A 24,969-nucleotide genomic window follows, 5' to 3' on the forward strand; every position below is an offset into this window, starting at 1 on the left:
CCGACGTCCGGGCGGGTGAGGGGGCCGACGCCGTCGGCGCCGACCCCCTCACCTCGTCGTCCGGTCAGCCGATGCCCGACTTGAGCGCCGAGATCAGCTCGCCGTTGCTCGTGTCACCCGACAGCTCCCAGAAGAACGCCCCGCCGAGGCCCTTGCTCGTGGCCCAGGCGGTCTTGGTGGCGATCGTCGCGGGGGTGTCGTAGCTCCACCACTCGTTGCCGCACTTCGCGTACGCGGTCCCGCCGACCGTCCCGGTGGCCGGGCAGCGGTTCTTGAGGACCTTGTAGTCCTCGATCCCCGCCTCGTACGTGCCGGGCGCGGCGCCGGTCGCCGAGCCGCCGGGTGCGCTCTGCGTGACGCCCGTCCAGCCGCGTCCGTAGAACCCGACGCCGAGCAGGATCTTGCTCGCCGGGATCCCCTTGGCGATGAGCTTGTTCACCGCGTCCTCGGAGTTGAAGCCCGCCTGCGGGATCCCCGGGTAGGACGTGAGCGGCGAGTGCGGTGCCGTCGGTCCCTGCGGGTTGAACGCGCCGAAGTAGTCGTACGTCATCGGCATGATCCAGCTCAGCTTGGTCGCCGCGGTGGCGTAGTCGGTCGCGTCGATCTTGCCGCCGCTGCTGCCGTCCGCCGTGATCGCGGCCGTGACGAGGAAGCTCGAGCCGAACTTGTCGCGCAGCGCTGTGACGACCCGGTCGAACGCCTGCGGACCGCTCGAGTCGCAGCTCAGGCCGCACGCGTTCGGGTACTCCCAGTCGACGTCGATGCCGTCGAACAGACCGGCCCAGCGCGGGTCGTTGAGCAGCGAGTAGCACGAGTCCGCGAACGCGGTGGGGTTCGCCGCCGCCTGCGTGTAGCCGCCCGACCAGGTCCAGCCCCCGAACGACCAGAGGACCTTGAGGCCCGGGTTGGCGGCCTTGAGCTTGCGCAGCTGGTTGAAGTTGCCGCGCAGCGGCTGGTCCCAGGTGTCCGCGACGCCGTCGACGCTCTGGTCGGCGGTGTACGCCTTGTCGTAGGCCGCGTACGCGTCGCCGATCGAGCAGCGCCCGCCGGTCGTGTTCCCGAACGCGTACAGGATGTGCGTCAGCTTCGACGCGCTGCCCGACGTCCTGATGTTGTTGACGTGGTAGTTGCGCCCGTAGACGCCCCACTCCGCGAAGTACCCGACGAGCTTGCGGCCTGCGGGGTTCGCGGTCGGGTTCGAGGTGGGGCCCGTCGTCGGGTTCGTCGTGGGACCTGTCGTCGGGTTGGTCGTGGGACCCGTCGTCGGGTTCGTCGGGACGGTCCCGCCGGTGCAGGTGGCGCCGTTGACCGTGCAGCCCGTGGGCTGCGCGAACGGGCCGCTGCCGATGTACCCCCACGTCTGGGTGGCGCCCGGGGCGAAGGGGCCGGCCCAGCTCTTGGAGGTGACCTTGTAGTGGGTGCCGGTGCGGGTCACGTCCGCGTCCCACGAGCTGGTGATCGTGGTGCCGGCCGGCAGGTCGAACTCGAGCGTCCAGGTGCTCGCCGTGCTCGTCGTGCCGTTGGTGACGGTGACGGACGCCTGGTGACCGGTCCCCCAGTCCCCGGCGGACGTGAACGTCGCCGTGAAGGCCCCGGCCGCGGTGGCCGGGAGTGCGGCGACGAGGCCGGTCGCGACGAGCGCCGCGGCTGCGGCCATCGCGACGAGGGCTCCTCGTCGTCGCTGCTGGTGTGCGGGTCCGGCGCCGTCGCCGGCCCGCCTGGTGGGGTGATGCATCCTTGCCTCCCTGTGCGATGGGGAAGTGCGGGCATTTTGTAAGGGAAATTCACAAATCCCTCACCCATGAAACTAGCCAGAACGCCGGAATCCGGTCAACGATGCGCGGGAAATCGGCGGGAGCGCACGCAGCACTCCCCCGCGATCCGACGGGGGCGCCCCCGGACCGTCAGTGCCGCGGCGGGCGGACGAGCCGCGCGTGCGTGTCCGCCGCGGAGACGTCGGTGAGCGACGCGACCTGGTCGACCACGACGCGCAGCCGTGCCGCGTCGTCCGCGGCCTGCGTCCAGTCCGCCGCGAACGGCGGCTCGAGCGCGAGCGGCGCCCGGTCGGCCATGACGTGCACCAGGTCCGTGAGGACCTCGCGCTGGCGGTGGTACAGCGGCTCGAGCTCGCGCGGCGCCATCACGTACGCGACCGCGAGCCCCTTGAGCACGAGGATCTCCGCCTGCGTCTCGAGCGGCACGACGAGGTCCGCCGCGTAGCGCGTGAGCGGACCGGCGCCGTACTGCGCGCGCGTGGCCTTCTGGGAGGCCTTCGCGAACCGGCCGATGAGCTGGCTCGTGGCGTCCTTGAGCAGGGCGAGCGCACCGCGTGAGCCGTCGAAGCCCGGCGCCCACAGACGCGCCGCGACCAGGCGGTCCATCGCCTCGAGCAGCCCGTTCTCGTCCACCGCGTCGCCGTACCAGGTCGAGATCGCCTCCGCGACGCGCGCCCGCTCGTCGGGGATCGACAGCACCGCGAGGTCGAGGCGGCCGCCCACCACCGCGTCCTCGACGTCGTGCACCGAGTACGAGATGTCGTCCGCGAGGTCCATGACCTGCGCCTCGAGACACTTGCGGCCCGCGGGCGCGTCCCGGCGCAGCCACTCGAACACCGGCAGGTCGTCCTCGTAGACGCCGAACTTGTGCGTCGGCCGACCGCTCGCCGGGCTCACGGGTCCCTGCAGGTGGCGCCACGGGTACTTCACCGACGCGTCGAGCGAGGCGCGCGTGAGGTTGAGCCCCACCGAGCGCCCGTCCGGCGCGACGACCTTCGGCTCGAGCCGCGTCAGGAGACGCAGCGTCTGCGCGTTGCCCTCGAAGCCACCGATCCCCTTCGCGAGCGCCGCGAGCGCACGCTCGCCGTTGTGCCCGAACGGCGGGTGGCCGAGGTCGTGCGCGAGGCACGCGGTGTCGACGACGTCCGGGTCGCACCCCAGCGCCTTCGCGATCTCACGCCCCACCTGCGCGACCTCGAGCGTGTGCGTCAGCCGCGTGCGCACGAAGTCGTCCGACGAGGGACCGAGCACCTGCGTCTTGGCACCCAGGCGGCGCAGCGCCGAGGAGTGCACGATGCGCGCGCGGTCGCGCTCGAACGGCGTGCGCCCCTTGGACTTCGCCGACTCGGCGACCCAGCGCTCACGGTCGACGTCGACGTAGCCGCCGACGTCCAGGTGCTCCAGCGTGGTCATCGGTGCCCAGCGTACGCAACGGCACGGGTCAGGACAGCCGCCAGACCTGCGCTGACGGCCCCCGCGACCCGCCGACGACGAGCCCCGCCGGCGTCAGGGTCACCGACCCGTCGCCGTGCAGCCGCTCGGCCGCGCGCGCGGTCACCGCCAGGCGCGCGCCCGGCCAGGCGTCGCGTGCGAGCACGACGAGCACGCGCTCGTCGGCGGTCTCGCGCAGGTACGCCACCGCGTCGTCCTCGGCCAGCACCCAGCGCAGCCCGCCCTCACGCAGCGCGCGCGACGAGCGCCGCAGCGCGAGGAGCTCGCGGTACGTCTCGAACGTCTCGACGTCCCACGGCGCGCCCTGCGCACCCGGCCGGCCGTCGATGCGGTCCCAGGGCATCGGGACGCGACCGTGCTCGCCGTTGACGCCCGTGAGGCCACCCTCGTCGCCCGCCCAGACCACGGGCGTGCCGGGGTAGGTCGCCAGAAGCGCGGCAGCCACCTCCACGCGCTCGCGCGACCCCGCGACGGTCCGGATGCGCGCGGTGTCGTGCGAGCCGAGCAGGTTCCACTGGTGCCGCGTGACCGACCACGGGACGGTCGAGTCGAAGTCACGCATCGTGGCGACCATGGCCGCTCCCCCGGACCTCGGCACCGGCACGGGCAGACCCATGAACGGCAGCGTCGAGCCCGGCTCGACCACCCACGTCCACACGGGCCGGGTGAACGCGGAGTAGTTCATGTTGGTGTGCCAGCCGCCCACCACCAGGTCGGCCGCGGCGTCGTGGAAGTGCTCCGAGACGAGCACGGCCGACGGGTTGGCCTGCGCCATCGTCGTGCGGATCGCGCGGGCGACCGCGTGCGTGTGGTCGTCGGCCGCGTGCCGCCCCGTCATGTTGGCGACGTCGATCCGCCACCCGTCGAGCGCGAACGGCGGCTCGAGGTAGCGCGCGACCACGGAGTCCGGGCCCTCGACGAGCCGTCGGGCCAGACCCGCGGCGTTGTAGTTGAGCTTCGGCAGGGACGCGTGGCCGAGCCAGCCGACGTAGCCGGGCGGCTCCTCGGTCCAGTAGTAGAACTGCGCCTCGTCGCTCGTCGGGTCGGACTGCGCCCGGGTGAACCAGTCGTGACCCGCGCCGGTGTGGTTGGTCGTGAGGTCGCCCACGACCCGCATCCCCCGGGCGTGCACCGCGCCCGCGAGGGACGCGAGCGCCGCGTCGCCGCCGAGCAGCGGGTCGACGTGCGCGAACGACGTCGCGTCGTAGCGGTGGTTCGAGCGCGCCGGGAAGACGGGCGTGAGGTACAGCGTGTCGACGCCGAGCCGCTGCAGGTGGTCCAGCCGCGCCTCGATCCCTGCCAGGTCACCCCCGTAGAGCTGCTGCGCCACGCCCGGGCCCGCGTCGATCGGCTCGTCGGACCACGCGGCGGGCAGCGCCCAGTCGGGCAGCGGGCCGGTAGGCGGACCGGTGTGGCCCGACGAGCGGGCGAACCGGTCCGGGAACACCTGGTACACCACGGCGTCGTCGAGCCAGCGCGGGGCCGGCTCGTGCACGGTCAGCCGGAAGTCGCCGGCGTCGGTCACGTCCCGTGAGTGCACGCCGCGCCCGTCGAGCCAGCGGTACCCGCCGGGCTCGTCGAGCAGGAACCGGTAGGAGGTGACGGGGTTGTGCACGAGCACGTCGGCGACGTACCAGCGCTCGTGCTCGTCGCCGCGATCGAGCCGCGCGGGGACGAGCCGCGGCTCGCCGTCCCGCACGACCCGCACCCACACCCCGCGCTCGGTCCGCGACGCGGGGACGCGCACCCGGACGGGTACGACGTCCCCGAGCCGCGGCGTGCCGCGTGCGACGTACAGCTCCGACCCGTCGTGGTGCGGCAGGCCTGATGACGTCATCCCTTGACGGAGCCCGCCGTGAGGCCGCCGACGATGTACTTCTGCAGGAACATGAACAGCAGCACGACGGGCACGGCGGCGACCACGGCACCGGCGGCGAACAGCCCCCACGGCGCGGTGCGCTCGTCGGCCGCGAGCGAGTACAGCCCCACCGCGACGGTCCAGTGGTCCGAGCGCTGCAGCACGACCTTCGCGATGAGGAAGTCGCCGAACGACGAGATGAACGACAGCAGCCCGACGACCGCGAGGATCGGCGTGACCATGCGCAGGATGATCGTCCAGTAGATCTGGCCGTGCGTCGCGCCGTCCATCTTCGCGGCCTCGTCGAGCTCGCGCGGGACCGTGTTGAAGAAGCCGTACATGAGGAACGTGTTCACGCCCAGCGCGCCACCGAGGTACACGAAGATCAGCCCGAGCAGGCTGTCGAGCCCCAACGCCGGGAAGACGTCCTTGAGCGTGAGCAGCAGCAGGAAGATCGCGACGAACGCGAGGGTCTGCGGGAACATCTGCGCGAGCAGCAGCCCGGTGAGCCCCTTCTCACGGCCCTTGAACCGGAACCGCGAGAACGCGTACGCGGCCGCGGCGCCCATGAGGACCGTGCCGATCGCCGTCACGGAGCACACGACGAGCGAGTTGCCGAGCCACGTCCAGAACCCGCGCGCCTCCAGGTCGGCGAAGTTCTCGCCCGAGACGGTGCGGAACAGGCGGTTGGACCCGACGAGCGAACCGCCCGGGTTGAGGGACGCGGAGATGACGTACAGCAGCGGCGTCACGCAGATCACGATCATGACGAGCGCCACGAGGTAGCGCCACGACACCTCGCGCCACCAGCGCCGCCCGTGCGTCCCGCTGCGGCGCAGGTTCGTCGTGGCCCTGCCCGGCTGGGTCTGGGTGGTGGTCATCACAGCTCCTCGAGACGACGCGTGCGACGGAAGCCCCACCAGGAGATCGCGCCGACCAGGATGAAGATGAGGATCGACAGGGCGCTCGCGAAGCCGTACTGCTTGAGGCCGCTCTCGAAGGCGATGGAGTAGACCATCGAGATGAGGATGTCCGTGTGCCCGACGACGACGGGCGTGCCGACGAAGTTGGGCCCACCTCCGGTGAGCATGTAGATGAGCGCGAAGTTGTTGAAGTTGAACGCGAACGACGCGACCAGCAGCGGTGCGACCGAGACCATCAGCAGCGGCAGCGTGATCGAGCGCATGATGCGCCAGGGCTTGGCGCCGTCCATGCGTGCCGACTCGTAGACCTCACCGGGGATCGACTGCAGCGCGCCCGTGCACACGATGAACATGTACGGGAAGCCGAGCCACAGGTTGACCGCGATGATCGAGAGCTTCGCGAGCCACGGGTCGGTCAGCCACGGGATCTCGGCACCGCCGAGGATCACCTGGTTGAGGAAGCCGCTGCGCGTGTTGAGCATGCCCTTCCACACGAGCGCGGAGATGAAGGCCGGGACCGCGTACGGGAGGATCAGCAGTGCGCGCAGCAGCTTGCGGGCCCGCACGCGCGGGTCGTTGAACACGACCGCGAGGAACAGGCCGAGCACGAACGTCGTGACGACCGACAGCAGGGCGAACGCGAACGTCCACAGGAAGATCTCGACGAACGCCGTGCGCAGGCGGTCGTCGCTGAACGCCCGCGTGAAGTTCTCGAAGCCCACGTTGACGCGCCAGCCGGGCGTGATGGTCGAGCCGTCCTCGGCCTGGAACTGCCCATGGTCGTTGGGCCGGTAAACCACGCCGGTCTGCGTGTCGGTCATGGTGTCGGCGGCGGGGTCGTACTCCATGACGGACTCGAAGATGTAGCCCGTCGAGCCGTCCTGCGTGCGCAGCGACCCGTCGGCGGCGTCGTCGGACACCGGCACGCGCAGGTCGACGATCTCCTGCTGCCGCTGCGCCACGGCCCCGAAACCGAGCACCTCGTGGTCGGGCAGAGCCGTGACCTTGTCGGACTCGACGGTCGCGTCCGGCGCGGGGGCGAGCGGGTCCCCCTGCGTGCCGGCGAGCGCCTGGCCGTCGCGCACGATCGCGAACGTGAGGGCCCCGTCACCGTCGGTGAGGATCGTCAGCGGGTACGCCTGCGAGCCCTCCAGGCGCTGCTCGTTCTGCGCGAGGATCGCGGCGACCGCGTCGTCCTTCGTGGAGTTGTGGCCGTCGCCGTAGTTCGTGAACGCCACGTACGCCGTGTAGCAGGCGGTGAAGATCACGTAGACGAGCAGGAACACCAGCCCGGGCAGGAGGTACTTCGCGGCGAGCGCCCGCCGCGAGAAGTACGCCCAGTTGACGGCGACGAGCGCCAGGACGAGGAAGGCGACGATCGCCCACTGCTCGACCGAGATCGCCGTGAGGATGCCGTACAGCCCGATCGCGTCGATCAGGCCGACCAGCACGAGCTTGGCCAGGAAGCCCTTGGAGAAGTCCCGGGCGGGCGAGGAGTCACCGCGCACGGGGCGCGCGTCGCCGGGAGGTGGTTCGGGTGGGGCGTGCTCGCTGTCGGGCGCGATCGTCTGCTGCGACATGGGGTCCTCCGCGCGGCGCCCGCCGTCGGGCGCCGATGTGTGCAGTGTGCTCCGCCGCCGCACGGCGCGCGCGTGGGCGCGGTACGGGGGCGGGGGTCCGGGGCGTGCCGGGTCACGGCACGTGAGGCGGCCGCCCGCACGCGCCGGGTGGCGGAGCGGGCGGCCGGTCAGGTCACGCCGCGTCGATCGCGTCCTGCATGTTCTTGACCATCGTGTTCCAGGCGCCGACGGGGTCGGTGGCCTGGCCGCCGATGATCTGCACCTGCGTGGTGCCCCAGAACTGCCACATCGCGCCCATCTCGGGGATCGACGGCATCGGGGCGCCGGTTGCGCCGGCCTCGTTGAAGCCCTGGAGGATCGGGTCGTCGACCTTGGCCGCAGCGGTCTTCAGGGCCGGCATGCGGCCACCCAGGTCGAACAGCTTCGACTGGACGGCCTCGGTCGTCAGGTAGTTCACGACGAACTCGTTCGCGAGGACCGGGTTGGCCGACTTCGCCGAGATGAACGCGCCCTGCACGCCCACGAACGGCTTGGCCTCCGCGCCACCCGCGCTCGGGACGGGGAGGACGGAGATGTCGAGGCCGGCCTTGGTGAACTCGGTCGTGTACCAGGGGCCGGTCACGATGTACGGGGACTCGCCGTTGAGGAAGGCCTCCTTGACCTGGTCGCCGCCGAGCGCCGGGTCGAGGACCTTCTCCTTACCGAGCTTCTGCAGGTACGTCGCGAACTTCCCGCCGTTCTCGCCGCCGAGGCCGAGCTCGGTGGTGTACGAGCCGTCCGCGGTCTGGGTGAAGATCGGGGCGTCGAACGAGGTCTGCAGCGGGTACAGGTGGTACGCGTCGCCCTGGTCACCCTGCTGGATGAGCACCGGGTACTTGACGCCGGCGGCCTTGCCCTCGGCGACCAGCTCGTCGAACGTCGTCGCCTTGGTCTCGGGGACGAGCTTGTTGTTGCGGACGAGCGCGATGTTCTCGATCGCGTACGGGGCGCCGTAGACCTGGCCGTCGTAGGTGAACGCCTGCACGGCGGACGGCGCGAACTCGTCGCTCTTGGCGCCGAGCTGGATCGGGGCGACGACGCCGTTGTTGACGAACTCGCCGGTCCAGTCGTGCGCGCCGACGATGACGTCGGGACCCTGGCCGGTCGGGACCTGCGAGACGAAGTCGGTGCGGATGTCGCCCGACACCTTCTGCACGAGGTCGACCTTGACGCCGGTCTCGGACTGGAACTCCTCGACGATCGGCTTCATGACGTCGATGCGGGTCTCGTCGACCCACATCGTGAGCGTGCCGGTGAGCGCGGGCTCGGTGGTGGCCGCGCCGGCCGTCGGCTCCGTGGTCTCGTTCGCACCGTCGTCACCGCTGCCGCCGCACGCGGTGAGTGTCAGTGCGAGCCCCAGCGCGGCCGCGAGGGCCGGGATGCTCCGTCGCATCGTGTGTCTCCTGATCTTGGGTGGCGTAGCCCAGAGACGCCCACGCGACGACCGTGCTGTGACGGGCTCCTGCGACCGGCTCTGGCCTGATGATGCCGACGCTAACGCCGTTGCAAGGCGACCTGCAAGTCGTTACGGTAACTTTCAGGCAACGGTTTCAGACGGTCGTCCAGACGTCCAGAATGGCTGCTCGAACGACCCGGAGAGACCCACGAACCCGAATGGGCGAGGACGAGGAGGTCCCATGTCCCCTACGCTGCCTCCCGTGCGTACGCGGTTGACGGACCTTGCGGAACAGGCCGGTGTCAGCACCGCCACCGTGTCCCGTGTCCTCAACGGCAAGCACGGTGTGTCGGCGCAGGCACGCCAGGCGGTGCTCGCCGCTCTCGACGTGCTCGGCTACGAGCGCCCCGAGAAGCTGCGCACCCGCTCCGCGGGCCTCGTCGGCCTCGTCGTGCCCGAGCTCGCCAACCCCGTGTTCCCCGCGTTCGCGCAGGTCATCGAGTCGATGCTGACCGAGCGCGGCTACACGCCGCTGCTGTGCACGCAGTCACCCGGCGGCACCACCGAGGACCAGTACGTCGAGATGCTGCTCGAGCACGGCGTCGCCGGCATCGTGTTCATCTCGGGCCTGCACGCCGACACCTCCGCGAGCAAGGAGCGCTACCACCGGCTACGCAGCCGGGGTATGCCGATCGTGCTCGTCAACGGGTTCGCGTCCGGTGTCGACGCGCCGTTCGTCTCGACCGACGACGAGGCAGCTCTCGACCTTGCGTTCCGGCACCTCGTGTCGCTCGGCCACCGCTCGATCGGTCTCGCGATCGGCCCCGACAGGTTCGTGCCCGCACAGCGCAAGCGCGCCGCGTTCGCCGACAACCTGAACCGGTACCTCGGCCTCACCGACGCCGAGAACCACATCGTCTCGACCCTGTTCACGGTCGAGGGCGGCCAGGCCGCCGCGCTCGAGCTCATCGCCTCGGGCCACACGGCCGTCGTCTGCGGCTCCGACCTCATGGCCCTCGGCGCGATCCGGGCCGCCCGCTCGCGCGGCCTCGAGGTGCCGGACGACCTGTCCGTCGTCGGGTTCGACGACTCGCCGCTCATCGCGTTCACCGACCCGCCCCTGACCACGGTGCGCCAGCCCGTGCTCGCGATGGGGCACGCGGCGGTCTCGGCGCTCGTCGCCGAGATCAACGGCACCCCCGCCTCGCGCATCGAGCTCAAGTTCCACCCCGAGCTCATCGTGCGCGGGTCCACGGGTGCCGCACCCGCCACGGTCGGGCTCGCGCCCGCAGCGACCCGCTGACCCGCGAGCGCCGCGGGCCCGGTCACCGGGCCCGCGGCACCTCGCTGCGTGGACCGGCGCACGACGTCGAGCCCCGCCTCCCCCGGTCCCCGGCCACCCCCGGCCGACCCCCGCACGTCCGCGCCCGCGGACCCCAGAGAAAGACCACCGCGTGACCACCCTCGACACCCGACCGACCCTCGTCCACGCACCCGGCTCGCCCGACGGCGAGTGGTGGCGCGACGCCGTCATCTACCAGGTCTACCCGCGCTCGTTCGCGGACGGCACGGGCGACGGCGTGGGCGACCTGCCCGGCATCACCGAGCGCCTGCCGCACCTCGCCGAGCTCGGCGTCGACGCCGTGTGGCTCTCGCCGTTCTACCGCTCGCCGCAGGCCGACGCGGGCTACGACGTGGCGGACTACCGCGACGTCGACCCCCTGTTCGGCACGCTCGCCGACTTCGACGTCATGCTCGAGGCCGCGCACGGCCTCGGGCTGCGCGTGATCGTCGACCTGGTGCCGAACCACACGTCCGACGAGCACGCGTGGTTCGTCGAGGCGCTGGCGGCCGGCCCGGGCTCACCCGCGCGCGAGCGGTACCTGTTCCGCGACGGCCGCGGCGAGCACGGCGAGCTGCCGCCGAACAACTGGCAGTCGATCTTCGGCGGCCCGGCCTGGACGCGCGTGCCGGACGGCCAGTGGTACCTGCACCTGTTCGACTCCAAGCAGCCCGACCTCGACTGGGAGCACCCCGAGGTCCGCGCCGAGTTCGAGGACGTCCTGCGGTTCTGGCTGGACCGCGGCGTCGACGGGTTCCGCATCGACGTCGCGCACGGGATGGTCAAGGCACCCGGCCTGCCCGACTGGCACGGCCACGTGTCCATGATCGAGGGGTCGCAGGACGCGTCGGCGCTCGACCGCGTCGACGAGGTCACGGGGTCCGGCAACCAGGGCCCGATGTTCGACCAGGAGGGCGTGCACGAGATCTACCGCGCCTGGAACAGGGTGCTCGCCGACTACGACGGCGACCGCGCGCTCGTCGCCGAGGCGTGGGTCGAGCCGCTGTCCCGCCTCGCGCGCTACGTGCGCCCCGACGAGATGCAGCAGGCGTTCAACTTCGCATTCCTCGCGACGCTGTGGCACGCGCCCTCGCTGCGCGACGTCATCACGGCGTCGTACGCCGCGAGCGACGCCGTCGGCGCGCCCACCACGTGGGTGCTGTCGAACCACGACGTGGTGCGCCACGCCTCCCGGCTGGGCCTGCCGGTGCCGGGCTCGCGCCCGAACGGCATCGGCGCGCGCGACGAGCAGCCCGACGAGGAGCTGGGCCTGCGCCGCGCACGCGCCGCGACGCTGCTCATGCTCGGCCTGCCCGGCTCGGCGTACGTCTACCAGGGCGAGGAGCTCGGCCTGCCGGACCACACCGCGCTGCCCGACGACGCGCGTCAGGACCCCGCGTTCTTCCGCACGCAGGGTGCCGAGCTCGGCCGCGACGGCTGCCGCGTGCCGCTGCCCTGGTCGGCCGACGCCCCCGCGTTCGGCTTCTCGCCCACGGGTGCGGCCTGGCTGCCGCAGCCGCTGTCGTGGGCGCGGTACGCGCTGGACGCGCAGCGGGGTGTGCCCGGCTCGACGTACGAGCTCTACCGCGCGGCGCTCGCGCTGCGCAAGGCCGAGGCGCTCGGCTCGGGCGGGCTGGCCTGGCACGCGTCGCACGACGACGTCCTGGACCTGGTCAACCGGGACGTGCGTGTCGTCGCGAACCTGTCGGCGGAGCCGGTCGTGCTGCCCGCGCCGACGCAGCTGCTGCTCGCGTCGGGCCCGGTCTCGGGCGACGCATCCGGCGGGCTGCTCGTCGAGCCGGAGACCACGGTGTGGGTGCGCGCCTGACGCACGCCTGACGGCCGGGGCCGGGCCTCGCGGAGACGTCCGCGGGACCCGGCCCTTCGTCGTCGTGGCGCGGTCAGCGCGTGCGGCTCACGTCCCACGCCACCGCGGACCCGGCCGGCACGACGACGTCGACGCGTCCGTCACGCACCCGGGTCGGCGCGCACGTCCCGGCCCCGGCGAGCACGTCGCAGTACTCGCCGTCGGGCAGCCGGGTCGCGAGCGTCGCGCGCAGCTCGTCGTCGCCGAGGTTCACGACGACGAACCCGCGCTGTCCGCGTCCGAGCGCGACGGCGTCGCCCTGCGACCACGTGTCGACGACGGGCGCGTCGCCCACGACGCCGCGCCAGCCCACCATGCCCGCGACCTGCGGCCAGCGGTGCTGGCAGACCCAGTCGCCGGGGGCCAGGTCGTCGCCCGGCGCGACGTCGGGCGCGCACGTCGCGTCGAGCACCCGCCCGTCGGTGTCCTGACGCGGGCCCGCGTCGACGTCCTCGAACGCGTAGCCCGAGTACACCTGCGGCGTGCCGTACGTGCCGGCGAGCATCAGCACGGTCGCGAGCGCGTCGTCGGTCCCGGCGCGGTAGGACAGCGTGGAGCCGTTGCGCTCGGTGTCGTGGTTCTCGACGAACGCGACCGCGTCGGCGGACGGCACGTACCGGGCGGTCGACTCGCCGAGCTCGAGCGCGAGCCCCGGCGAGCCCGCGACGACCCCGGCGAGCTCCTTGCCGTACGTGAACTCGTACACCTGGCCGTTCGGGGTGTACTCCTCGGGCGTGATCGGCTCCGCCGAGCCGCGGATGACCTCCTGCATGACGGCGACGTCGTCGGGCAGGGCAGCGACGACCGCCGCGACGTCCTCGGTCGCCATGTGCTTGGCCGCGTCGATGCGGAAGCCGTCGACCCCGAGGTCCACGAGGTCCTGCAGGTACGCCGCGAGGCGCTCGCGCACGTGGGCGGCGCCGGTGTCGAGGTCCGCGAGGTTCAGCAGCTCGCACGTCTGGACCTGCGCGCGGTCCAGGTACATCGCGATGTCGTCGTCCGGCGTCAGCCCGCAGTGGTGGAAGTCCGCGGGCGTCCACGTGCCGGGGTACTCGTAGTGCTCGTACGGCGAGCCGGCCCAGCCGGTGCCGGGCACGTCCTGCCCCGTCATGTGGTTGACGACGGCGTCGACGCGCACGTCGACGCCCGCCTCGTGGCACGCGTCGACCATGGACGCGAACTGCTCGCGCGTGCCGAGCCGCGACTCGAGGCGGTAGCTGACGGGCTGGTACGACGTCCACCAGGGCTCGCCGGTGATGTGCTCGTTGGGCGGTGAGGTGAGCACCCACGCGTACCCCGCGGGCCCGAGCGTCGTGGAGCACTCCTGCGCGATCGCGTCCCACGTCCACTGGAAGAGCTGCACGCCGACGTCGTGCCCGCTGCCGTCCGACGCGGGCTGCGTGGCGGGGTCGGGGGGGTCGTCCGAGCACGCGCCGAGCGCGGCGGGCAGGAGGAGCAGGGCCGCGAGCGCGGCCCAGCCGCGGCGCGCGCGGCGTGCGAGGTGCGTCATCGTCACCACCAGGTCGTCGTCGTCAGGTCTGCGCGCACTGCAATCCGTTGCAGCAATTTTCGTCGCGCGCTTCCAGGGTACGGGTCCAGCGCCGTAGGTTGCGTGCGTGACCCACGTCGTCGTGAACGGACCCGCCACCTGGAACACCGTCGTCCGGGTGGCCGAGCTCCCCGAGCCCGTCCCGCACATGGTGCTGGCCTCCGCGCACCACGACGACCTCGGGGGCACGTCCGCCGGCAAGGCCCGCACCCTCGCCGCGCTCGGTGTGCCGACCACGCTCGTCACCACCCTCGGCGACGACGAGCACGCGGAGCGGGTCCTGACCGCGCTCCGGCCGCGCGCGGGCGCGGCGCCGCTCACGGTGCTCGACCGGCCGGCGGTCGCGGGCCGCACCGAGCGGCACGTCAACCTCGTCTCCGACGACGGCGACCGGCTCTCCGTCTACCTCGAGCTGCCCACCGCTCCCCCGGCGGACGACGCGCTGCGTGACCTCGTGCGCTCCGCCGACGCCGCGGTCCTCGACCTGGCCACGTCCTCGCGCGAGCTCCTGAGCGTCGCGCGCGCCGCGCACGTCCCGGTGTGGTGCGACGTGCACGACGACGACGGCATCGGCGACCACCAGCGCGCGTTCGTCGCGGCCGCGGACGTCCTGCTGGTGTCCGACGCGCGGCTCGCCGACCCCGGCGCCTACCTGTCCGCGGCGGTCGCGGGCGGCGCGTCGCTCGCGGTCTGCACGCGCGGCGCCCGCGGGGCCATCGCGCGCGACGCGGACGGCTGGTGGGAGGTCGGGCCGGCCGACGTCGGACCGGTGCTCGACGCCGAGGGCGCCGGTGACGCGTTCCTCGCCGGCCTGCTGCGCGCCGTGCTCGCGGGCGAGCCGCGCGCGCGGACGCTCGCCGAGGCCGCCGCGACCGCGGGGCTCGCCGTCACGCACGTCGGGCTCGGCGCACCGCACGCCACCGTGCAGGACGTGGTCCGGCTCGCCGCGACGGTGCGGGTCGCGCGCGTCGAGTGAGGTCCCGCTCCGCCGCGCGGAGCGGGGTCAGCCTGTGGCTTCGTTCGCTTGGTGGCGGGGTTTTTGCAGCGCTCCGTGGCGGTCTTGTTGCCGCGATCACGCAGGACTGGCTGCAGGTAGGTGTCGCGGTCTGAACCGAGAGGGGTGCGCCCGGTCGGGGCCGTTTGGATCGCTGCCGCTACGTCAGAGTCCGAAGGCTCCGCCGCTGACGAGGATCACGATGCCGAGGCCGATGAGAACGATGGGGAAGAGGATGTGCTCCCAGCGTTCGAGCACTTCGGCGATCGGGGGGCGGGTGGCGACGAACTTTGCCAGGGCCACCAGGACCGCGACGAGCGCGAGGAAGATGATGCAGTAGGCGACTACTGCGAGAGGTTCCACGCTGAGGAAGACAGGGGTGTAGACGCCGATGTTGTCGCCGCCGTTGGCAAGGGTGACGCCTGCGACTGTCCACACGCCGACCTTCTTGCCGGCAACCTTGACCTCGTCGTCATCGTCGTCATCGTCTCCGCGCCAGGCCTGCCATGCGGCCCAGAGGCCGAGGCCCAGAGGGATGAGACCGAAGTACGGGATGGCTGCCGAGGGCAGGAATGCTCCGGCACCGATAGTCACCAGGACCGCGGCACCGAGGATGCCGGCGAATCCGAGGTACTGGCCGGCCAGAATGCGGGCGGTAGTGCCGCGCTGGCCTGCCCCTCGCGCGAAGAAGAGGGAGAGCACGATGATGTCGTCGATGTTGGTCGCTGCGAACAGGCCCATCGCCTGCAAGACCGAGGTGAGGATCATGCGCCCTCCCCAGCTGCGTCGCATCCGGGAAGCGAGCAGGCGGGATCGATGCACGGGGCGTCTTCGTCCACTGCCAGGGTGGCATCGACCAGTGCCGTCAGCGCCTGCGCCAGGTGCGAATCGGCGATCTCATATCGTGTCCGACGACCCTCGGGCTCGGAGACGACGATCCCGCAATCGCGCAGGCATGCCAGGTGGTTGGACACGTTCGGGCGTGTCAGGTCCAGATCTCGGGCCAGTTCCGCCGGGTAAGCGGGATGGTCGAGCAGGGTCAAGATGATCCGGGATCGAGTGGGGTCGGCCAGTGCACGACCCAGGCGGTTCATCACGTCGAGACGCGAAGCAATAGTCAGCATCGACTGAACTATACAGCGCGCACTGAACACTCGGTCACAGGCGTCAGCCCAGATCGCATGCCCGTAAGGGGAACCCTCACCGGACACCACCGCTACTTATCGAGAGGAACGATGTGACTCCCGGCGGAAGTTGGCGGGCTCCTGCCGGGACTAAGTGGCGGTGGGCTGGCCGGGCGTTCGATCCGCTGACCAGCTGGCCGTGGGTGCCGTCGTCGCGGTGAACGGACCTGACGGGCAGGAGTGGGGCGACGGAGCCACGACGGTGTCCGGCGCCACTGTTACCCAGCGCCTTGGCGATGGCCTCCCGGCCGGGGACTTCCAGGTCGCTTGCGCTCCGTGTCCGGTGACGGCCACCCTGTCGACGGGACCTTCCGCTTCACCGTTGAGGCGGCGCCTGAAAGCGCGAGCACATCTGAGCCGTCGCCCGAGCGTGCCGACGAAGGGGCGACACCGACCTGGCCGCCTACAACGCGATGCTCGCACGCCTGGCCCGGCGCGCCGATGCCACCGCCCCTGGGCGCACCCAGCAACCAGGGGCCCCCCAAGCGCTCGGCGGAGGTGTCGAGGGACTGAGCGGCTACCAGGTCAGGTCTGAGCACTCGTGCTGCTGCTGGGCCGTCTCCACCTGGAGCGTGGCGTGGGCGATGCCGAAGCGATCCCGCAGGATGTCCCGCGCGGCGGCCAGGACCGCGGCGTGATCCGATCCGCTGCTCGCGACGAGGTGAGCGGTGGCGACGTTCATCCCGGAGGTCAGCACCCACAGGTGCAGGTCGTGGATGGCGCTCACGCCGGGCACGGCGCTCAGCTCTCGGCTGACGGCCTCCGGGTCGATGCCGGCGGGTGCGTGCTGGCCGAGTACCGCGACGACCTGCCGCCCCAGGGTGACGGCACGCACGATGACGAAGATGGCGATCGCCAGGGCGACGACGAGGTCCCAGACCGGTCGCCCGGTGGCGATGATCAGAACACCGGCGACCATGACACCGACGGAGCCGGCAGCGTCGGCCACCACTTCGAAGTAGGCGCCCCGGACGTTGAGGCTGTCCTTGGACCCGCTGCGCAGCAGCAGCATGGAGACAAGGTTGATCACCAGGCCCACGAAACCGACCGCGAGCATCACGCCCGAGGGTAGGGACGGGTCCTCGCCGATCCGGCTGATCGCCTCGACCACCACGTACACCCCGACGCCGAGCATGATCAGCACGGTCAGGCCGGAAGCGAAGACTTCCGCGCGGTACGAGCCGTAGGTTCTTCTTCCGGTGGGGTCGGGGCGGGTGGCGATCCGGGTGGCGAGCAGGGACGCCCCCAGGGCCACGACGTCGGCGGCCATGTGCCCGGCGTCGGAGATCAGCGCGAGCGAGCCGGAGATCAGCCCCGCTGCCAGCTCGACGGCGAAGAACGTCGCGGTCAGGAAGAACGCTGCGGCGAGGCGGCGGCGGTAGCGCCCGCCGGCGTGCTCAGCGACGGGGGCGTGAGCGTGCCCGGCGCCCATCAGCGGATCCCTTCGTGTCCGGTGTGCTCGCGGCACACGTCCAGCAGCATCCGCACGTGGGTATCGGCCAACCGGTAGTACACCCGGCGGCCCTCTCGCCGGTTGCCCACCACCCCCGAGGCCCGCAGTAGACGCATCGTCTGGGACACCGACGCCTCTGGGACCTGCACCGCTGCGGAGATGTCGCACACGCACAGCTCACCGGCCTCCAGCAGCGCGTAGAGGATCTTGGTGCGCCGTACGTCACCGAGCAACCGGAACAGCTCGGCCAGCGTCCCTGCCTCGGCGTCGTCCGGGACGCTGGCGCGGACCAGCGCCACGCGCTGCGACAGGGGATCATCACCGACGCAGCCGTCCAACGGCAGGACCCGACCCATGGGCATCTCCTCATCTACGCGGATCTTCAGATAACGTCACCCTAGCGCTGCGATCGCCGTGGGGTCGCAACCGGTCGATCGGTCTTCAGACCCATGTCGCTGTCAGGGACGCAGGCGGGGAGGAACGTATGCAGGACGACCCGGGCGTTACGGGGCCGGTGTGGCTGCCGACCGCACCGGCGTCCCTGGAGACGATGCTGGCACCGACGCTGCAGCCCGTGCCGGTCCTTCCGGTGCTGGCGGTGGTGCTGCTGGTGCTGTACCTGGCGGGCGCGTGCCGGCTGTGGCTGCGGGGTCGGCGCTGGTCGATCGGTGCGACCATCTCGTTCACGGTGGGCTGTGTGGTGCTGGCGCTGGTGACCGGTGCGGGCATCGAGGGGTACGGGTTGCGGCTGTTCTCGGCGTTCATGTTCCAGCAGCTGACGTTGATGATGCTCGTCCCACCGCTGCTGGTGCTGGGGCGGCCCGGCACGTTGCTGCTGCGCGCGACCCCGCACCGGGGGGTGGGCACGGTGGTGCTGGTCACGGCGCGGCGGGCCCTGCGCAGCCGGGTCAGTCGGGTGGTGCTGCACCCGGCGGTGATGGTGCCGTTGTTCCTGCTGGCGTTCTACGGGCTGTACCTGGCCGAGCTCGCCGACCCGCTGCTGCGCACCTGGACCGGGCACCTCGCCCTGGAGGTGGGGTTCCTGGTGGCCGGTCTGCTGTTCACCGTGCCGGTGCTGTCCACCGACCCGTTGCCTATCCGGCAGACCCATCACGGCCGGGCACTGGACCTGCTGCTGGAGATGCCCCTGCACGCGTTCTTCGGGGTGATCGTGATGATGGCCCCCGCGCCGATGGTCCCGCTGTTCGCCGCGCCGCCGGCCGGCTGGGGGATCGATCCCCTGCGCGACCAGCAGCTGGCCGGTGGGCTGGCCTGGTCCTACGGGGAGGCGCCGGGACTGCTGATGCTCCTGCTGATCGCCAGCAGGTGGCAGCGCAACGACACCGAGCGCTCCACCGCCCGAGACCGGCAGATCGACCGCGACGGCGGCGCCGACGCCGAGCTCGAGCAGTACAACGCCTACCTCGCGCGCTTGAACGGCTCGCGGCCCTCGGGGGCGCCACCTGCACAACCGTGATGGTCGAGCCTCACGGGACCGCAGCATCGGACGTTGTCGACACCGCGGTGGTGGTCTTCTCGACGATGTCCTGGCCGAGCCGTATCCCGGTGTAGGCCGCGACGGCCATCAGCACGAGGAACCCGACGATCAGGCGCCACTCCAGCCACGAGGGCCACACGCGGGTGACCCACACCCGGCCCGGCACCCGCAGGGCTCGCACCCGCTGGGCCCGCACCCGCAGCCTCGGGGCCTGGGCCTCCGCCGCGCGGAGCCGCCGCGGGAAGGGGCGGCGGCTGCGGTCACGGCCGGGTCGCCGACTGCCTACCAGCGCACCGCTGACGACAGCGGCCGCCGCCAGGACGTAGACGGCGGTCTGCGGCGTGGTGCCCAGTCGCGCCGCCGGGGTGAGCGTGCTGCGCAGCGGCAGCGAGGCGATGAGCTCCTCATCGGTGAACAGACCGGTCCGCGCCACGACCGCCCCGTCCGGCATGATCATCGCGCTGACGCCGACGGTGGAGACCTGGACGGTCGACCTGCCGTGCTCCACCGCCCGGAAGCGGGACATCGCCAGCTGCTGGGTCGACTCCGGAGTGCGCCCGAACGAGGCGTTGTTGGTCGGGATGACGATCAGCTCTGCCCCGTCGAGGACCCCTTCGCGGATGAGGTCTGCGTAGGCGACCTCGAAGCAGATCCCGGTGGCCAGGCGCACGTCACGTCCAAGCGCGTCGATCCACACGTCCATGACGGCGGGGTCGCCGCCGGCTGCCATGTCCGTGGTGACCCGGTCGACGAGCGGAGTGAGCTGGCGGAAGAACGCGCGGAAGGGGACGTACTCCCCGAAGGGCACCGGGTGCTGCTTGGCGTAGGCGTCGCCACTCCCCGCACCGGCGGTCCAGGTGATGATCTCGTTGTAGCGGATGTCCTGCCCGTCGGGAAACCGCTGGGTCCCCAGCAGCAGGGGGGCGCCAACCGCTGCGGCGGCGCGCTCCACGGCCGAAGCCTGCGCCAGGTCGGTGCGGGGGTCAATGTCGGCGGCACTCTCCGGCCACACCACCAGGTCCAGCTGGCGCCCTCCGGCGGTCGCCGCGAGCCGCTCGGTGCCTTCGGCGTGGTTGGCCGTGACGTCGCGGGCCTGCTCGGCCCAGTCGGCGCCCTGCTGCGGGACATTGCCCTGGACGGCGCCGACCAGCAGTGAGCCGTTCTCCGGGCCCGCGGTCAGGGGAAGCAGGCCCGGGACACCCGCCAGGAGCACCGCGGCGAGCAGCGCCCGAGCCGCGGGGATAACCGCGGTGCGGCGCAGGTACTGCAGCGCCAGCGCGATCAGCGCCCCCGTCACGGCGACGAACGCGGAGACCAGGACCTCCCCTCCGTAGGGCGCGAGACGCAGCAGGGGCGCCTCGGTCTGGGAGAACGCCAGGAAGCCCCACGGGAAGCCCCCGAAGGGCCAGGAGCCGCGGACCTGCTCGATGGCGACCCACAGCACGGCTGCGGTGACCGCCTGGGCCAGCGGGCGACCGGTGAGCCAGACGGCCCTGCGCGCGTACGCCCACAGCGCACCAAAGCCGGCGACGTACAGCGCCTGGAACACGCTGAGCGCGACCCACGGGAGCGCCGATCCGGTGGCCTGCACTGCCCAGTGGACCAGCGGCAAGAAGAAGGCCAGCCCCCAGACCAGGCCGATGCCTGCGGCGCGGACCGGTGACGCGCCGCGCATCGCGAGCAGCAGGCACGCCATGCCAGCGTAGGCCAGCGGCCACCATCCCCGGTCAGGAAACGCGAGACTCATCGCCCAGCCACCCACGCCTGCTCCGACCAGCACCAGCCCCGGCAGCATGAGGCCAGGCAATGAGGCGCCACCGTTGCGGCGTCGCGCATTCACGCGCTCGACCTCCTGCCGGGGCGACCCGACGTCGACGCGAGGATCCCCGCCGACCACACCAGCTGGACCGGGCCGCGCGGCCGACAAGGAAGGGCGGTCCGGAGCCGTGCTCACCCAGCGCCTCCCGATGGGTCGTCACGCACCTGCCGGGCGCACATCGGCGTCGGCCGGTCCTCAGACGCCGGCATAGGAGTGCAGGCCCGTGATGAACAGATTGACGCCGACGAAGTTGAACCAGAACGCGGCGTATCCGGCCAAGGCGAGCCACCCGGCCTTCCTGCCCCGCCACCCGGCGGTGGACTGGGCGTGCAGGTAGGCGGCGTACAGCACCCAGGTGATGAAGGCCCAGGTCTCCTTGGGGTCCCAGCCCCAGTACCGGCCCCAGGAGTCCTCGGCCCAGATCGCACCGGCCAGCACGGCGAACGTCCACACCGGGAAGGCGAACAGGTGGGCGGTGTGGGCGACGCGCTCCAGGGTGGCGCCAGCCGGCAGCCGGCCGGCGTAGCCGCGGGTCGCCTGCCCGCCGGCATCGCGCGCGTCGGCGCGTCGGCGCGTCAGGTACAGGCCGGTAGCAGCTGCCCCGACGGTGAAGACACCACCGGCGATGATCGCCGCCGCGACATGGATGACCAACCAGTACGAGTTCAGCGCCGGGACCAGGTCCCCCGCGGGGGTGTAGAGCACCGTCACGGCCAACCCCAGGCACAAGGTGACCAGAGCAAGGACCCACACACCCAGGTCCCGAACCGGCTGGCCGCGGCGCAGGAACACCAGGTAAGCGGCCGTGGCGGCCAGTGTGGCGGCGGTCGTGAACTCATACATGTTGCCCCACGGCGCCCGGCCCACGGCCAGACCCCGGGCGACGACCCCGGCCACGTGCAACACGAACGCGAGCGTGGTCAGTGCCGCCGCGATCCGCTCCGTGCGACGCGCGGCTGCATCGCGGATCGCGGGCCGGCCCCCAGCGGTCGGCGGCTGCGGGTCGGGAACGGCGGCATGTGCGCCGGCGGCGTCCGGCTCGAGGCGAGGCGCGTCCTCAGGCACCGGGTGCGACCGGCGGGCCGCCTGGTAGGCGTAGGCGAGCATCGCCAACGCATAAACCGCGATGGCGCTGTAGATGAGCCGGTCGCTCAGCTCGGCCAGGAGGTTGGGGATGGGCACGTTCAGTCCTCTCGGTCGTGCGGGGAAGCGTCTGCGCCGCCCGGTTCAGCGCCTGGCAGGGCGGCGAGCAGCGACGAAAGCTCGCCAGGGACCGGCTCACGGCGGGTCAGCGCGTAGCTGGCTGCCTCGACAGTCGCGGCGCCGCCTGCGGACGCTGCGCTGACACGGACCCAGACCCGGCGTCGGCGGACCGCCAGTGAGACCGTCAGGCCCAGCAGGAGGGCGACCGCGGCGACCAAGGAGAGCTCCTTGCCGGGGTCGTGGGCGATCTGAAAGTTCGCGAACAGCGAGACCGACTCGAACGTCAAGGTGCCCTGCCCGCCGGGCAACGTCATCGACTCACCAAGTCGCAGAGCGCGCGCGAACGGCTCGTCCCCGACCATGACCTGGCTCAGATCGGTCTTGTCCAGGCGGAAGACCGACTGCGGTGCGCCGTCACCCAGGCCGAGGTCACCGGTGTAGGCGGTCAGCAGCAGCTGGGGATCGACCAGGTCCGGGTACAGCGATCGAGGGCCGGCCGCGGGGTCGACGGAGGCGGTGGGCAGGAAGAACCCTTCGAACCCCAGCTGCGTCGGCTGCCCGTCCGGGACCTTGATCACGCCCTCGGAGGACAGGTTGCCGTCGAAGGGCACGAACACCACCGGCCCGGAGAACACCGTCTGACCCCGGCCATCGATGACGCTGACCACCGGGGCGTAGCCGTGGCCGGTGAGGAACATCTTGGTGCCCTCCACCTGCAGCGGGTGGTTCACCTCGACGGTGACCTTCTCCGCAGGGCCGCCGGGGGTGCGCAGCACAGTCAGGTCGGCCTGGAAGTCCCGGGCGCTGCCGCGTTGGGGGCCGGCCGTCTCGAACCTGGCAGTGAAGTCGTCCAGCGTGACCGAGAACGGACTCAGGCCCGCGGCGTCAGTCAAAGGCCCCGGGGTGAACTCGTCGTACTGCAGCCGCGTGTTCGTGAAGGAAGCACCCTCCACGACGATCACCCGCCCCTCGAAGCCGAAGAGCGACCCGATCGCGACGCCGAAGAGCAGGACCAGGAGTGACAGGTGGAACACCAGGTTGCCGGCCTCGCGCAAGTACCCCTTCTCCGCCCGCACGGAATCGTCATCGACGACGACGCGAAACCTCCGGGCCCGCAGATGAGAGGCGGCTGCCTGCAGGATCTGCGCCGGCTCCGCGGCCACGGTCGCACGAAGGTGGTCGTCCAGGCGCGCGAGGTTCGTCGGTGCCCGTGGGGGTTCAGCGCGCGCCGACTGCCACAGGCGCGCCGCGCGCGGCAGGACGCATCCAGTCATGGAGACCATGAGCAGCAGATAGATCGCGGCGAACCAGGGCGAGGAGTACACCTCAAAGAACCCAAGCCGGTCCAACCACGGGCCCACCACCGGGTTGTCAGCCAGGAAGCGGGTCACGGCGCCGGGGTCGAACGCGACCCCGCGCTGGGGAAGCAACGACCCGGGCACGGCAGCCAGGGCCAGCGCCAGCAACAGCAGCACTGCGGTCCGCATGGACGTCAGCGTCCGCCACGCCCACCTGGCCCATGCCACCAGGCCCTGCCCCGTCGGGCGCGGTGGCACCGCCATCACCCCAGGGCGAGCCGCCTCCTCGAGACGGTGGCTGAGCGCAGTGTCCTCGAGCGTGTCCTCGGCTGGCCGGGATGCCGTGGCCTCGGCGACGGCGTTACCGGGCCAGGCGCCGATTGATTCGGTCACCGGCCCGCAGACCCGGCTTCCCGCGCGTCGAGCATGTCATTGAGTACCGCGAGCTCGGCGGTCTGGGAGCTGACGATCGCCTGGGCCAGACGACGCACGTCCTGGTCCCCGACCAGGTCGAGGGCCGCCTGAGCCATGGCCACGCCGCCTTCGTGGTGCGCCACCATGAGCCGCAGGTACAGAACCTCAGCATCGAGCCCTCCCGCCTCGGCGAGCCTGCCCAGGTCCTCATCACTCGCTATCCCGGGCATCACCTCATCGGATCCCGGCCCCCCGGTCGCGTCAGCACCGTCGCCCATGGACCCCATGCCGGAGCCGGGTTCGCTCATCCACTGCATCGGCGCGGCCAGGCTGGCCTGCGGAAGGTCCCACTGCTCCAGCCAGCCGTACATCTGCCCAGCCTGCTGCTGCTGGGTCAGCAGGATGTCCAGCGCCAGGGACCGGACCTCGGGATCCTCCGTGCCGTCGCGCACCATCGTGGACATCTCCACCGCCTGGGCGTGGTGCGCCTGCATGTCGCGGGCGAACCCAGCCTCGGCTGACCCCTCGGCCGGCCGCGAGACCCGCTCGCCTGCGCTGGTGAGGGCCGAACCGGCGACCAGGCCGGCGACGCCCACCACGGCGGCCACCAGGATCACCACCGCAACGGTCGGGCGCCTGCGTGCGCCAGCGCTCTCGCTCATCACGCGTCCACCCCGCCCGTGCACGGCGCACCCGGCTCCGGTGTCTGCTCACCCTGCTGGTACTTGACCAGGAACTGCTCCAGGCGCGGGTCATCCGCGGTTTCCAGCGCCAGCTGGGTCCCCCAGGCGCTGGCCACCACCGGCTCCTCGGGCATGCCATCGAAGGGGCTGAGCAGGACGTACGCGTTGCCCTCAGCCAGCTCGGCGAGCCGCTGCACCTGCTCGGCCGGCAGGTCCGAGCTATAGGTGATCCACACGGCACCGTGCTCCAGGGAATGCACCGCGAGCTCGTTGGCGATCGGCTCGGTGTACGTCCCGCAGTTGGCCCACACGCCCGCGTGGTCACCACCGACGGGCGGCGTCTGCTCGTACCGCACCGGCTGCTGGACATGGCTGGCCGACAGATCACTGAAGGTCGCAACCCCTTCGATGTCGCCCGATGCTGCCTCAGTGACTTCGGCGGCGCGCCGCTGCTCGCCGACGAGCACGACAGCCGTCGCTCCGATGAGGACCCCGGCCACGAGCACGCTCGTGCCGGTGATGACCGCCGTGCGGCGGCGTTCGGCGCGCCGCTGCTGCTCGCGGATCTCGGCCAACCGGGCAGCGCGTTCGGCCGCTTCGTGCTTACGGGTTGCCATCAGTGGAGGCCTTTCGCTCGTCGAC

General features: G+C 71.8%; 20 protein-coding genes. 4 read left to right on the plus strand and 16 right to left on the minus strand.

Annotated features, from left to right (window positions below; genetic code table 11):
* Positions 1-64: 64 nt before the first annotated feature.
* The 6 genes from CBP52_RS06625 to CBP52_RS06650 form a co-directional block, all read right to left on the minus strand.
* Positions 65-1,657, minus strand: coding sequence for a glycosyl hydrolase family 18 protein (locus CBP52_RS06625; protein WP_232514686.1), 1,593 nt, complete (start codon positions 1,655-1,657; stop codon positions 65-67).
* Between the two features lie 247 nt (positions 1,658-1,904).
* Positions 1,905-3,188 (minus strand): deoxyguanosinetriphosphate triphosphohydrolase, encoded by a 1,284-nt coding sequence (locus tag CBP52_RS06630; protein ID WP_094180315.1) that lies wholly within the window; start codon positions 3,186-3,188, stop codon positions 1,905-1,907.
* A gap of 28 nt (positions 3,189-3,216) precedes the next feature.
* Positions 3,217-5,064, minus strand: a complete 1,848-nt coding sequence (locus tag CBP52_RS06635) for a glycoside hydrolase family 13 protein (protein ID WP_094180316.1) — start codon at positions 5,062-5,064, stop codon at positions 3,217-3,219.
* Positions 5,061-5,966, minus strand: a complete 906-nt coding sequence (locus CBP52_RS06640; protein WP_094180317.1) for a sugar ABC transporter permease — start codon at positions 5,964-5,966, stop codon at positions 5,061-5,063. Before CBP52_RS06640 ends, CBP52_RS06635 begins: the two co-directional genes overlap by 4 nt.
* Complete coding sequence (locus tag CBP52_RS06645) at positions 5,966-7,588, minus strand: ABC transporter permease subunit (RefSeq protein WP_094180318.1); 1,623 nt, start codon at positions 7,586-7,588, stop codon at positions 5,966-5,968. The genes CBP52_RS06640 and CBP52_RS06645 overlap by 1 nt, the downstream gene beginning before the upstream one ends.
* A 172-nt stretch (positions 7,589-7,760) precedes the next feature.
* A complete protein-coding gene (locus CBP52_RS06650) occupies positions 7,761-9,020 on the minus strand; it encodes a maltose ABC transporter substrate-binding protein (protein WP_094180319.1) in 1,260 nt (419 codons plus the stop codon).
* Between the two features lie 244 nt (positions 9,021-9,264).
* Between CBP52_RS06650 and CBP52_RS06655 the strand changes: the two genes are divergently transcribed.
* Complete coding sequence (locus CBP52_RS06655) at positions 9,265-10,326, plus strand: LacI family DNA-binding transcriptional regulator (RefSeq protein WP_094180320.1); 1,062 nt, start codon at positions 9,265-9,267, stop codon at positions 10,324-10,326.
* A gap of 151 nt (positions 10,327-10,477) precedes the next feature.
* On the plus strand, positions 10,478-12,193 hold the full coding sequence (locus CBP52_RS06660) for a glycoside hydrolase family 13 protein (protein WP_094180321.1): 1,716 nt from the start codon (positions 10,478-10,480) through the stop codon (positions 12,191-12,193).
* Positions 12,194-12,266: 73 nt separating this feature from the next.
* Here the strand turns inward: CBP52_RS06660 and CBP52_RS06665 are convergent, their stop codons facing one another.
* On the minus strand, positions 12,267-13,742 hold the full coding sequence (locus CBP52_RS06665; protein WP_094182219.1) for an alpha-amylase family protein: 1,476 nt from the start codon (positions 13,740-13,742) through the stop codon (positions 12,267-12,269).
* A 106-nt stretch (positions 13,743-13,848) separates the two neighbouring features.
* On the opposite strand from CBP52_RS06665, the gene CBP52_RS06670 reads away from it, so the two are divergent.
* Positions 13,849-14,757 (plus strand): carbohydrate kinase family protein, encoded by a 909-nt coding sequence (locus CBP52_RS06670; RefSeq protein WP_094180322.1) that lies wholly within the window; start codon positions 13,849-13,851, stop codon positions 14,755-14,757.
* Between the two features lie 183 nt (positions 14,758-14,940).
* Here CBP52_RS06670 and CBP52_RS06675 read toward each other — a convergent pair whose 3' ends face one another.
* The 4 genes from CBP52_RS06675 to CBP52_RS06690 form a co-directional block, all read right to left on the minus strand.
* The gene (locus CBP52_RS06675; protein ID WP_048695616.1) at positions 14,941-15,543 is read right to left on the minus strand and encodes a cadmium resistance transporter; all 603 of its coding nucleotides are present in this window, start codon (positions 15,541-15,543) and stop codon (positions 14,941-14,943) included.
* On the minus strand, positions 15,540-15,899 hold the full coding sequence (locus CBP52_RS06680) for a helix-turn-helix transcriptional regulator (protein WP_006590980.1): 360 nt from the start codon (positions 15,897-15,899) through the stop codon (positions 15,540-15,542). The genes CBP52_RS06675 and CBP52_RS06680 overlap by 4 nt, the downstream gene beginning before the upstream one ends.
* A gap of 577 nt (positions 15,900-16,476) precedes the next feature.
* Positions 16,477-17,391 carry a cation diffusion facilitator family transporter gene (locus tag CBP52_RS06685; protein WP_013882289.1) on the minus strand — a complete coding sequence of 305 codons (915 nt, stop codon included), beginning with the start codon at positions 17,389-17,391 and terminating at the stop codon, positions 16,477-16,479.
* On the minus strand, positions 17,391-17,768 hold the full coding sequence (locus tag CBP52_RS06690) for a metalloregulator ArsR/SmtB family transcription factor (protein ID WP_013882290.1): 378 nt from the start codon (positions 17,766-17,768) through the stop codon (positions 17,391-17,393). Before CBP52_RS06690 ends, CBP52_RS06685 begins: the two co-directional genes overlap by 1 nt.
* A 128-nt stretch (positions 17,769-17,896) precedes the next feature.
* Between CBP52_RS06690 and CBP52_RS06695 the strand changes: the two genes are divergently transcribed.
* Positions 17,897-18,889, plus strand: coding sequence for a cytochrome c oxidase assembly protein (locus CBP52_RS06695; RefSeq protein ID WP_094180323.1), 993 nt, complete (start codon positions 17,897-17,899; stop codon positions 18,887-18,889).
* 10 nt (positions 18,890-18,899) lie between these two features.
* Here the strand turns inward: CBP52_RS06695 and lnt are convergent, their stop codons facing one another.
* The 5 genes from lnt to CBP52_RS06720 all read right to left on the minus strand — a co-directional run bounded on the left by lnt (position 18,900) and on the right by CBP52_RS06720 (position 24,944).
* Positions 18,900-20,705 (minus strand): apolipoprotein N-acyltransferase, encoded by a 1,806-nt coding sequence (gene lnt / locus CBP52_RS06700; RefSeq protein ID WP_094180324.1) that lies wholly within the window; start codon positions 20,703-20,705, stop codon positions 18,900-18,902.
* 219 nt (positions 20,706-20,924) lie between these two features.
* A complete protein-coding gene (gene ccsB, locus CBP52_RS06705) occupies positions 20,925-21,911 on the minus strand; it encodes a c-type cytochrome biogenesis protein CcsB (protein WP_084074650.1) in 987 nt (328 codons plus the stop codon).
* Positions 21,912-21,913: 2 nt separating this feature from the next.
* A complete protein-coding gene (locus tag CBP52_RS06710; RefSeq protein ID WP_232514687.1) occupies positions 21,914-23,419 on the minus strand; it encodes a cytochrome c biogenesis protein ResB in 1,506 nt (501 codons plus the stop codon).
* A gap of 200 nt (positions 23,420-23,619) precedes the next feature.
* Entirely contained in the window at positions 23,620-24,261 is a 642-nt protein-coding gene (locus CBP52_RS06715; protein ID WP_232514688.1) for a DUF305 domain-containing protein, read from the minus strand.
* A 44-nt stretch (positions 24,262-24,305) separates the two neighbouring features.
* Positions 24,306-24,944 carry a DUF3105 domain-containing protein gene (locus CBP52_RS06720; RefSeq protein WP_084074655.1) on the minus strand — a complete coding sequence of 213 codons (639 nt, stop codon included), beginning with the start codon at positions 24,942-24,944 and terminating at the stop codon, positions 24,306-24,308.
* Positions 24,945-24,969 lie beyond the last annotated feature (25 nt).

Source organism: Cellulomonas sp. PSBB021 (assembly GCF_002240455.1).
GTDB lineage: Bacteria > Actinomycetota > Actinomycetes > Actinomycetales > Cellulomonadaceae > Cellulomonas > Cellulomonas uda.

What these genes read in the sequence shown, in the direction of transcription:
- CBP52_RS06625 (WP_232514686.1), bottom strand. Translation starts at nt 1,657, where the DNA reads ATGGCCGCAGCCGCGGCGCTCGTCGCGACCGGCCTCGTCGCCGCACTC.
- CBP52_RS06630 (WP_094180315.1), bottom strand. Translation starts at nt 3,188, where the DNA reads ATGACCACGCTGGAGCACCTGGACGTCGGCGGCTACGTCGACGTCGAC.
- CBP52_RS06635 (WP_094180316.1), bottom strand. Translation starts at nt 5,064, where the DNA reads ATGACGTCATCAGGCCTGCCGCACCACGACGGGTCGGAGCTGTACGTC.
- CBP52_RS06640 (WP_094180317.1), bottom strand. Translation starts at nt 5,966, where the DNA reads ATGACCACCACCCAGACCCAGCCGGGCAGGGCCACGACGAACCTGCGC.
- CBP52_RS06645 (WP_094180318.1), bottom strand. Translation starts at nt 7,588, where the DNA reads ATGTCGCAGCAGACGATCGCGCCCGACAGCGAGCACGCCCCACCCGAA.
- CBP52_RS06650 (WP_094180319.1), bottom strand. Translation starts at nt 9,020, where the DNA reads ATGCGACGGAGCATCCCGGCCCTCGCGGCCGCGCTGGGGCTCGCACTG.
- CBP52_RS06655 (WP_094180320.1), top strand. Translation starts at nt 9,265, where the DNA reads ATGTCCCCTACGCTGCCTCCCGTGCGTACGCGGTTGACGGACCTTGCG.
- CBP52_RS06665 (WP_094182219.1), bottom strand. Translation starts at nt 13,742, where the DNA reads ATGACGCACCTCGCACGCCGCGCGCGCCGCGGCTGGGCCGCGCTCGCG.
- CBP52_RS06675 (WP_048695616.1), bottom strand. Translation starts at nt 15,543, where the DNA reads ATGATCCTCACCTCGGTCTTGCAGGCGATGGGCCTGTTCGCAGCGACC.
- CBP52_RS06680 (WP_006590980.1), bottom strand. Translation starts at nt 15,899, where the DNA reads ATGCTGACTATTGCTTCGCGTCTCGACGTGATGAACCGCCTGGGTCGT.
- CBP52_RS06685 (WP_013882289.1), bottom strand. Translation starts at nt 17,391, where the DNA reads ATGGGCGCCGGGCACGCTCACGCCCCCGTCGCTGAGCACGCCGGCGGG.
- CBP52_RS06690 (WP_013882290.1), bottom strand. Translation starts at nt 17,768, where the DNA reads ATGGGTCGGGTCCTGCCGTTGGACGGCTGCGTCGGTGATGATCCCCTG.
- CBP52_RS06695 (WP_094180323.1), top strand. Translation starts at nt 17,897, where the DNA reads ATGCAGGACGACCCGGGCGTTACGGGGCCGGTGTGGCTGCCGACCGCA.
- lnt (WP_094180324.1), bottom strand. Translation starts at nt 20,705, where the DNA reads ATGCTGCCGGGGCTGGTGCTGGTCGGAGCAGGCGTGGGTGGCTGGGCG.
- CBP52_RS06710 (WP_232514687.1), bottom strand. Translation starts at nt 23,419, where the DNA reads ATGCGGACCGCAGTGCTGCTGTTGCTGGCGCTGGCCCTGGCTGCCGTG.
- CBP52_RS06720 (WP_084074655.1), bottom strand. Translation starts at nt 24,944, where the DNA reads ATGGCAACCCGTAAGCACGAAGCGGCCGAACGCGCTGCCCGGTTGGCC.